General features: G+C 71.3%; 5 protein-coding genes. 2 read left to right on the top strand and 3 right to left on the bottom strand.

The genetic code is table 11. The annotated features are described in order from the left end of the window. The 3 genes from recA to ABT001_RS33720 all read right to left on the bottom strand — a co-directional run. A partial coding sequence (recA, locus tag ABT001_RS33730) for a recombinase RecA (RefSeq protein WP_351285290.1) occupies positions 1–710 on the bottom strand: 710 nt, incomplete at its 3' end. 250 nt (positions 711–960) lie between these two features. Beyond that, positions 961–2,124 carry an AI-2E family transporter gene (locus tag ABT001_RS33725; protein WP_351285292.1) on the bottom strand — a complete coding sequence of 388 codons (1,164 nt, stop codon included), beginning with the start codon at positions 2,122–2,124 and terminating at the stop codon, positions 961–963. 195 nt (positions 2,125–2,319) lie between these two features. Next, complete coding sequence (locus ABT001_RS33720; RefSeq protein WP_351285288.1) at positions 2,320–2,514, bottom strand: DUF3046 domain-containing protein; 195 nt, start codon at positions 2,512–2,514, stop codon at positions 2,320–2,322. Between the two features lie 80 nt (positions 2,515–2,594). On the opposite strand from ABT001_RS33720, the gene ABT001_RS33715 reads away from it, so the two are divergent. Together ABT001_RS33715 and ABT001_RS33710 are read left to right on the top strand one after the other, a co-directional pair. Continuing rightward, positions 2,595–3,509 carry a hypothetical protein gene (locus ABT001_RS33715; RefSeq protein ID WP_351285286.1) on the top strand — a complete coding sequence of 305 codons (915 nt, stop codon included), beginning with the start codon at positions 2,595–2,597 and terminating at the stop codon, positions 3,507–3,509. A 311-nt stretch (positions 3,510–3,820) separates the two neighbouring features. Beyond that, positions 3,821–8,536: an Lhr family ATP-dependent helicase gene (locus tag ABT001_RS33710; protein ID WP_351285284.1), complete on the top strand. Its 4,716-nt coding sequence runs from the start codon at positions 3,821–3,823 to the stop codon at positions 8,534–8,536. The last annotated feature ends 130 nt before the right edge of the window (positions 8,537–8,666 follow it).

The raw sequence follows: 8,666 nt of genomic DNA, 5'->3' as shown, positions 1-8,666 counted from the left end.
GCGTCGGTGCCGTCCTTCAGCGTCTCGATACGCCGGATGTCCAGACGCACCGAGGCGTAGAACTTCAGCGCCCGGCCACCGGTCGTGGTCTCCGGGGAGCCGAACATCACACCGATCTTCTCGCGGAGCTGGTTGATGAAGATGGCGGTGGTCTTGGACTGGTTGAGCGCGCTGGTGATCTTGCGGAGCGCCTGGCTCATCAGGCGGGCCTGCAGACCGACGTGCGAGTCGCCCATCTCGCCCTCGATCTCCGCACGGGGCACCAGGGCCGCGACGGAGTCGATCACGATCAGGTCCAGCGCGCCGGAGCGGACCAGCATGTCCACGATCTCCAGCGCCTGCTCGCCGTTGTCCGGCTGCGAGAGGATGAGGTTGTCGATGTCCACGCCGAGCTTCTTGGCGTACTCGGGGTCCAGAGCGTGCTCCGCGTCGATGAACGCCACCGAGCCGCCGAGCTTCTGCGCGTTCGCCACGGCGTGCAGCGTCAGCGTCGTCTTGCCGGAGGACTCCGGTCCGTACACCTCCACCACGCGGCCGCGCGGCAGACCACCGACGCCGAGCGCGACGTCGAGCGCCGTGGATCCGGTGGGGATCACTTCGATGGGCTCGTTCGGCCGCTCACCGAGGCGCATCACGGCGCCCTTGCCGAATTGCCGTTCAATCTGTGCGAGTGCGGCGTCCAGCGCCTTCTCGCGGTCGTTTCCTGCCATGGGTTCCACCCGATTTGCTTGAGTCGATCGCTTCACGTGAAAGACGCTAACCCCTGCCACTGACAATGGGCCTCGGCGTCCTCCCGGCCTGTGGACAACTCCACGGTCGGGTCCGGCAAAACCCGGCCGGAATCCCATGAGAATGGATGTTCGATTTCAGTGTCAAGCACACCACGCCGGGCCGACACGACCGAGAGCAGCCGCGTACAACGGTCGCCGACGGGCACGTCAATCAGGTCGATGCCATCGGCTACTGGCCGAGTCGGCCGTCGCCGCCCGAGCCGCCGCCCGAGCCGCCTCCGCCCCGTACCGCGCGGCGGATCCGCTGCAGCACCGGCTCGTGCTCGCCACGCTGCCAGCGGTGGCCGCCCTGCACCCTCGGGTCGTCCATCACGTCGTAACGCTTCACGTACGCGCCCAGGAAGGCCTGGAGCGTCGCGACCGCCGGGATGGCGATGAGCGCACCGACCGCCCCCATCAGCGCGGTGCCCGCGACCACCGAACCGAAGGCGACCGCGGGATGGATGTCCACCGTCTTGGACGTGAGCTTCGGCTGCAGCACGTAGTTCTCGAACTGCTGGTAGACCACGACGAAGCCGAGCACCCACAGCGCGTACCAGGGATCGACGGTGAAGGCGATCAGCATGGGCAGCGCGCCTGCCAGGTACGTACCGATCGTGGGGATGAACTGCGAGACGAGGCCGACCCAGACCGCCAGTGCCGGTGCGTAGGGCACACCGAGGACCACCAGCAGGACGTAGTGGGCCGCGCCCGAGACGAGCGCCATCAGTCCGCGCGAATAGATGTAGCCACCGGTCTTGTCGACCGCGATCTCCCAGGCTCGCAGCACCTCGGTCTGCCTGGAGGGCGGCAGTACGGAGCACAGCGCGCGCCGCAGCCGGGGGCCGTCGGCGGCGAAGTAGAACGAGAACAGGAAGATCGTCAACAGCCGGAACAGTCCGCCGAGGACTGTGGTGGAGACGTCGAGTACGCCGGTCGCGCTGTTCTGCACGTACTTCTGGAGCCAGTCGGAGTGCAGCAGGCTGTCCTGCACCTCGACCCGGGAGAGCTCCGTGCGGAAGGTCTGGTTGACCCAGTTGATCACCGAGTCGAGGTACTCGGGGAACTCGTCGACCATCTCGACGATCTGTCCGGCGAGCATCGAGCCGAGCAGGACGACGAAACCCACACCGGCGACCAGCACGGCGAGGAAGACCAGGAAGGTGGCGAGTCCCCGGCGTATCCCCCGCCCGGCCATGCGGCTGACGGCCGGCTCGATGGCCAGCGCCAGGAAGAAGGCGATGAGGGCGTTGGTCAGCAGTCCGATGAGCTGGTAGAAGGCCCAGCTGCCCAGCTGGAAGCACCCGTAGAGCGCCAGTGCCATGACCATCGCGCGCGGCAGCCAGCCGGGCATGCGGACGGGGCCGGCACCGGACGGCGGCGGATTCGGTGGTGCGGGAGGCGGGGCTGGCGGCTGGGTCTGGGCGGTCTCGTCTGTCGGTGCCACGGGACAAGTCTCGCTCACCGCGGCGGCAACCCGCGCCCGCCCTGTCAGGACCGTCCGGGCCGGCACGGTACAGCGGTCGTGCCGGTGTGCGGGACTCGTCGCTCAGCGCCTGTCCGCGGGGACCCCGACCGCCGAGCAGACGCCGCGCCAGACGTCCTTGGCCTCCCAGCCGGCGGCCAGGGCCTCGTGGACCGTACGGCCGCCGAGCTCCGCCATGACGTGATCGCGTGCGAAGGAGTCGGCGTACGTCTCGCCGAAATGATCCGCCATCCGTTCCCAGAAAATCGTCAACCGCATGACCTCAGTATCCCGCTCCTGAGAGTGCAGCCGGGCCGGGAGGGCCCTGTCGGCGGTCTCTTCCCCTCTACGGTCGGTTCATGGCTGGAACCGGAGCACACTCTCTCGCCCGCGCCGAGCGGTTCATCTGGCTCACCGCACGCGTCCTCGAACAGCGGCGGTTCGCCCATCTCTTCCTGGAAGGAAGCGCGGACAGCGTCGAAACCGCGCTGGCCGCCTATCGCAACGAGGACGGCGGCTACGGTCACGCGCTCGAACCCGATCTTCGCGGCCCGGTGAGTCAGCCGCTGCACACCGCTCACGCGCTGAGCGTGCTCGACTCGATCGGGGGCTGCGGCGGTCAGCGCGTCGAGCGGATCTGTCGCTATCTGACGGACGTGTCGACGAAGGAAGGCGCGCTGCCCGCGCTCCACCCGTCCCAGCGCGGCTACCCGACAGCGCCGTTCATCCCCGTCGTCGACGACCCTCCCGCCGAACTGCTGGCGACCGGACCGGTGGTCGGGCTGCTGCACCGTAATCAGGTGTGGCATGCCTGGCTGTTCCGGGCCACCGACTTCTGCTGGGCCGCCGTCGACGCCCTGGAGCGGTCCCATCCGTACGAGATCGAGGCCGCCGTCGCCTTCCTGGACGGCGTCCCCGACCGTGCGCGTGCCGAGGCGGCAGCCGACCGGCTCGGGCAACTGGTGCGTGAGCAGCGGCTGGTGGTGCTCGATCCGCGGCGCCGCCAGGAGTACCCGCCGGCGGCCGGTTACGCCCCGGCGGAACACCACTTCCCGTACGACTACGCCCGCACGCCCGGGTCGCTCGCCCGCCGCTGGTTCAGCGACAGCGAGCTGGAGCGCTCCCTGGATCATCTGGCGGCCGAACAGCAGGAGGACGGCGGGTGGCCGGTCAACTGGCGCCGTTGGGCGCCCGGAACAGCTCTGGAAGGCCGCCCGATCGTGACGCTCACGGCTCTGCGGACCCTTCGCGCGTACGGCCGTTCACCGCGCTGATCCGGCCCGCTCCGGAGCGGTCTCTCAGGGGTGGAAGGTGACGGGCGGTACACGGCACTTCCGGGTGATCATGACCACGGTGCCGCCTCCTCCGTGCACAGTGCAGTCGGAGCACGGCGGACGCACCGGGCACGGTGCGGTTCGAGGCCGGGCAGCTCCGCGTACGGCCGGCGCCTCGCCCGTTCCTGTGTCGTGTCCACCTCCGCCATACGCGCGTTCTCGCAGGTCCGGGCCCATGGCCGACGCCCAGGAAGGTGAGCGGCACACACGTCCACCGGCCGTTGTCAGTGGCGGGGTGCACGATGGGGGGCATGGCAGGATCCGCACTCGATTCGTTCTCGCCCGCGACCCGGAGCTGGTTCACGGCCGCCTTCGACGCGCCCACCGCGGCGCAGGAGGGCGCCTGGCGGGCCATCGGTGAGGGCTCGGACGTGCTGGTCGTCGCGCCGACCGGATCGGGTAAGACGCTCGCCGCCTTCCTCGCCTCCTTGGACCGACTGGCGGCTGCCCCGCCGCCTGCCGAGGCGAAGAAGCGCTGCCGGGTGCTGTACGTGTCACCGATGAAGGCTCTCGCCGTCGACGTGGAGCGCAATCTGCGGTCGCCGCTGACCGGGATCCGTCAGGAGTCGGTGCGTCTGGGCCTGCCCGAGCCTGAGGTGCGGGTGGGGATCCGTTCCGGCGACACCCCTCCGGCCGAGCGCCGCTCGATGGCGACGAAACCGCCGGACATCCTGATCACCACTCCCGAATCGCTCTTTCTGATGCTCACCTCCTCGGCCCGGGACGCTCTGGCCGGGGTCGAGACGGTGATCGTGGACGAGGTACACGCCGTCGCGGGCACCAAACGCGGTGCCCACCTCGCTGTCTCCCTGGAGCGTCTGGACGAGCTGTTGCCACGGCCCGCGCGGCGTATCGGTCTGTCGGCGACCGTCCGCCCGGTCGACGAGGTCGCGCGGTTCCTGTCGCCGCAGCGGCGAGTGGAAATCGTCCAGCCCCCGTCCACCAAGCGGTTCGACCTCTCCGTCGTGGTTCCCGTGGAGGATCTAGGTGAGCTGAGCGGCTCCCCCGCCACGGGCGACGAGGGCGGGCAGGCGGAGAAGCCGTCCATCTGGCCCCATGTCGAGGAGCGGATCGCCGATCTGGTGCAGTCGCACCGCTCCACGATCGTCTTCGCCAATTCCCGGCGGCTGGCGGAGCGCCTGTGCAACCGGCTGAACGAGATCGCCTACGAGCGGGCGACCGGCGCCGCGTTCGAGGACGGTCCGGGGGCCGGTGGGCCCCTGCCCGAGGCCCACGCCCCCGCCGAGATCATGGCCCAGTCCGGGGCCGCTAAGGGGGCGCCGCCCCTTCTCGCCCGCGCGCACCACGGCTCGGTGTCCAAGGAGCAGCGCGCCCAGGTCGAGGAGGACCTCAAAGCGGGCCGGCTGCCCGCCGTGGTGGCGACCTCCAGCCTGGAGCTGGGGATCGACATGGGCGCGGTCGACCTGGTGATCCAGGTCGAGTCCCCACCGTCCGTGGCCTCAGGGCTGCAGCGGGTGGGGCGCGCCGGGCACCAGGTCGGTGCCGTGTCCACCGGAGTCGTCTTCCCCAAGTACCGAGGCGACCTGGTGCAGGCGGCCGTCGTCACCGAGCGGATGCGTGAGGGCGCCATCGAGGCCCTGCGGATCCCGTCCAACCCCCTGGACGTGCTCGCCCAGCAGATCGTCGCCACGGTCGCGCTCGACAGTTGGCAGGCCGACGACCTGCTCGCCCTCGCCCGGCGGGCGGCCCCGTTCGCCTCGCTCCCCGAATCGGCGTTCACCGCCGTGCTCGACATGCTCGCCGGACGCTATCCCTCCGACGCCTTCGCGGAGCTGCGTCCCCGGGTGGTGTGGGACCGCGTCACCGGGACGGTCACGGGCCGCCCCGGCGCCCAGCGGCTCGCCGTCACCTCGGGCGGCACCATTCCCGACCGCGGGCTCTTCGGCGTGTTCCTGGCCGGCGCGGACCCGAAGAAGGGCGGCGGGCGAGTCGGTGAGCTGGACGAGGAGATGGTCTACGAGTCCCGGGTCGGCGATGTCTTCACGTTGGGCACCACGTCCTGGCGGATCGAGGACATCACCAGGGACAGGGTCCTGGTCTCACCCGCCCCCGGGGTCCCGGGCCGGCTGCCGTTCTGGAAGGGCGACCAGCTGGGCCGCCCACTGGAGCTGGGCCGTGCCCTGGGCGCGTTCCTCCGGGAGCTCGGCGGGCTGTCGGCCGAGGACGCCCGGCTGCGGCTGCTCGCCGCCGGGCTCGACGCCTGGGCGGCGGACAACATCCTCTCCTACCTCGACGAGCAGCGCCGGGCCTGCGGCCACGTCCCCGACGACCGCACCGTGCTCGTGGAGAGGTTCCGGGACGAGCTGGGCGACTGGCGGGTCGTGGTGCATTCGCCGTTCGGCGCCCAGGTGCACGCCCCATGGGCACTCGCCCTGTCCGCCCGGCTCGGTGAGCGGTACGGCATGGACGCACAGGTGATGCACGCGGACGACGGCATCGTGCTGCGCCTGCCCGACGCCGACCTGATGGGCCTTGACCTCCTCGACTTCGATCCGGTCCAGACGGACCCGGGTGACGGGTCCGGCGGCGCCCCGGCGCGCGGTGGTGCCGACTCCGCGTTCCCCACCACCGGGTACGACAGCGAGCAGCCCCCCGTCGGGGCCGCCGACGTGGTGTTCGACAAGAGCGAGATCAGCCAGGTCGTCACCGAACAGGTCGGCGGGTCGGCCCTGTTCGCCTCCCGGTTCCGCGAATGCGCCGCACGTGCCCTGCTGTTGCCCCGGCGCAGCCCGGGAAAGCGCACCCCGCTGTGGCAGCAGCGTCAGCGCGCGTCCCAGCTGCTGCAGGTGGCCTCCGAGTTCGGCTCGTTCCCGATCGTCCTCGAAGCCGTCCGCGAATGTCTGCAGGACGTGTTCGACGTTCCCGGCCTCACCGAGCTGATGGGTGATCTGGAGGCACGCCGCATCCGTCTGGTCGAGGTGACCACGCCCGAGCCGTCGCCGTTCGCCCGCTCGCTCCTCTTCGGTTACGTGGCTCAGTTCCTGTACGAGGGCGATTCCCCCCTCGCCGAGCGGCGTGCGGCAGCCCTGTCTCTCGACTCCCATCTCCTGGCCGAGCTGCTCGGCCAGGCGGAGCTGCGCGAGCTGCTCGACGCCGACGTCTTGGGCGAGCTCGAACGGGAACTCCAGTGGCTGACGGACGACAGGAAGATCAAGGACGTCGAGGGGGTGGCCGACCTGCTTCGCGTCCTCGGCCCCCTCACCGACGCCGAACTGGTGGAGCGCGGCGCAGAGCCGGCATGGGCGCCGGAGCTGGCGACGTCCAGGCGCGCCATCCAGGTCCGCATCGGCGGAGCCGCGCACTGGGCGGCCGTCGAGGACGCGGGCCGGCTGCGCGACGCACTCGGCACAGCGCTTCCGGTGGGTGTTCCCGAGGCCTTCACCGAGCCGGTCAAGGACCCACTCGGCGACCTCCTCGCCCGCTATGCCCGTACGCACGGCCCGTTCACCTCCACTCAGGCGGCCGGCCGTTTCGGTCTCGGCACAGCTGTCACGGACGGCGCGCTGCAGCGGCTCGCCGCGTCCGGCCGTGTCGTCCAGGGCGAGTTCCACCCTGCGGGCATCGGTCAGGAGTGGTGCGATGCCACAGTGCTGCGGCGGCTACGGCGGCGTTCGCTCGCCTCGCTCCGGCAGGAGCTGGAGCCGGTTCCGCCCGCCGCGCTGGCCGGTTTCCTCCCCCAGTGGCAGCACCTCGGCGACAACAGCCTGCGCGGGATCGACGGGCTGGCCCGCGCCATCGAACAGTTGCAGGGCGCCCCCGTGCCCGCGTCCGCGCTGGAGAAGCTGATCCTGCCGAGCCGGGTCACCGGGTACACCCCCGCGATGCTCGACGAGCTCACCACCACCGGCGAGGTCGTCTGGGCGGGCGCGGGCGCCCTTCCCGGAAAGGACGGCTGGCTCTCCGTCTACCTCGCCGACAGCGCGCCGCTGCTCCTCCCTCCGCCCCACCCGTTGGAGGAGACCGCGTTGCACGAGTCGGTGCTCGCCGTCCTGTCCGGCGGGTACGGGCTCTTCTTCCGGCAGATCGCCGATCAGGTCCGGGCCACCACCCACCCGGACTGCACCGATCCGCACCTGGCAGACGCGCTCTGGGACCTGGTCTGGTCCGGGCGTCTCACCAACGACACGCTCGCCCCCCTCCGTTCGCTCCTCGGCTCGGGGCGCACGGCAGGCTCCACCGCGCACCGCGCGAGACGCAATGTGCCGCGCGGCCGTTACGGGACGCTGACCGCGGCCGCCCGGCCCGCGTCCCGCACCGGTCCGCCGACGGTGTCGGGGCGCTGGTCCCTGCTGCCCCCGGCCGAGACCGAGCCGACCCATCGTGCGCACGCCCTGGCCCGGACGCTCCTCGACCGCCACGGCGTGGTGACCCGTGGTGCGGTGCAGGCCGAAGGCGTCGAGGGCGGCTTCTCGGCGGTCTATCGCATCCTCGCCGCGTTCGAGGACAGCGGGCAGGCCCGCCGTGGCTATGTCGTCGAGGGACTGGGGGCGGCCCAGTTCGCCGTGGACGGTGCGGTGGACCGGCTCAGGGCAGCCTCCACGGCACGCGACCGCGCGGACCCCGGTTCCGCTCCCCGTGCGCTGGTCCTCGCTGCGGCCGATCCTGCCAACGCGTACGGCGCCGCTCTGCCCTGGCCGGAGTCTCCGGACGGCGCGGGACACAAACCGGGGCGTAAGGCGGGCGCGCTGGTGGTCTTGGTGGACGGCGAGCTGACGCTCTACATGGAGCGCGGCGGCAAGTCCCTGCTCGCGTGGCCCACCGATCCCGCCGACCCGGCGCTGCACGCCGCGGCTGGGGCGCTCGCATCGACGGCCCGCGCGGGCACACTCGGCACGGTCACGGTGGAGCGCACCAACGGCGTCTCCTCCCTCACCTCGCCGCTGGGCCGCACCCTGGAGGCCGCCGGCTTCCTGGCCACACCACGAGGTCTGCGACTGCGCGCCTGAGGACGGCAGCAGTCCAGGAGGCCACATGCCCGGGACGACAGCTGGCCCGAGTCGGCAACGGAGTCCTGGGGGACGTCAGCGCGGACCGGACGAGCGACCGCGCACCGCCGTGTCCGCGCATCATGGATAC

Origin of the sequence: Streptomyces sp. NPDC002793, from assembly GCF_040295485.1 — a bacterium.
GTDB lineage: Bacteria > Actinomycetota > Actinomycetes > Streptomycetales > Streptomycetaceae > Streptomyces.
The sequence above is the reverse complement of the archived record's forward strand: the minus strand, read 5'-3'. Positions and strand labels throughout refer to the sequence as shown.

What these genes read in the sequence shown, in the direction of transcription:
- ABT001_RS33725 (WP_351285292.1), bottom strand. Translation starts at nt 2,124, where the DNA reads ATGCCCGGCTGGCTGCCGCGCGCGATGGTCATGGCACTGGCGCTCTAC.
- ABT001_RS33720 (WP_351285288.1), bottom strand. Translation starts at nt 2,514, where the DNA reads ATGCGGTTGACGATTTTCTGGGAACGGATGGCGGATCATTTCGGCGAG.
- ABT001_RS33715 (WP_351285286.1), top strand. Translation starts at nt 2,595, where the DNA reads ATGGCTGGAACCGGAGCACACTCTCTCGCCCGCGCCGAGCGGTTCATC.
- ABT001_RS33710 (WP_351285284.1), top strand. Translation starts at nt 3,821, where the DNA reads ATGGCAGGATCCGCACTCGATTCGTTCTCGCCCGCGACCCGGAGCTGG.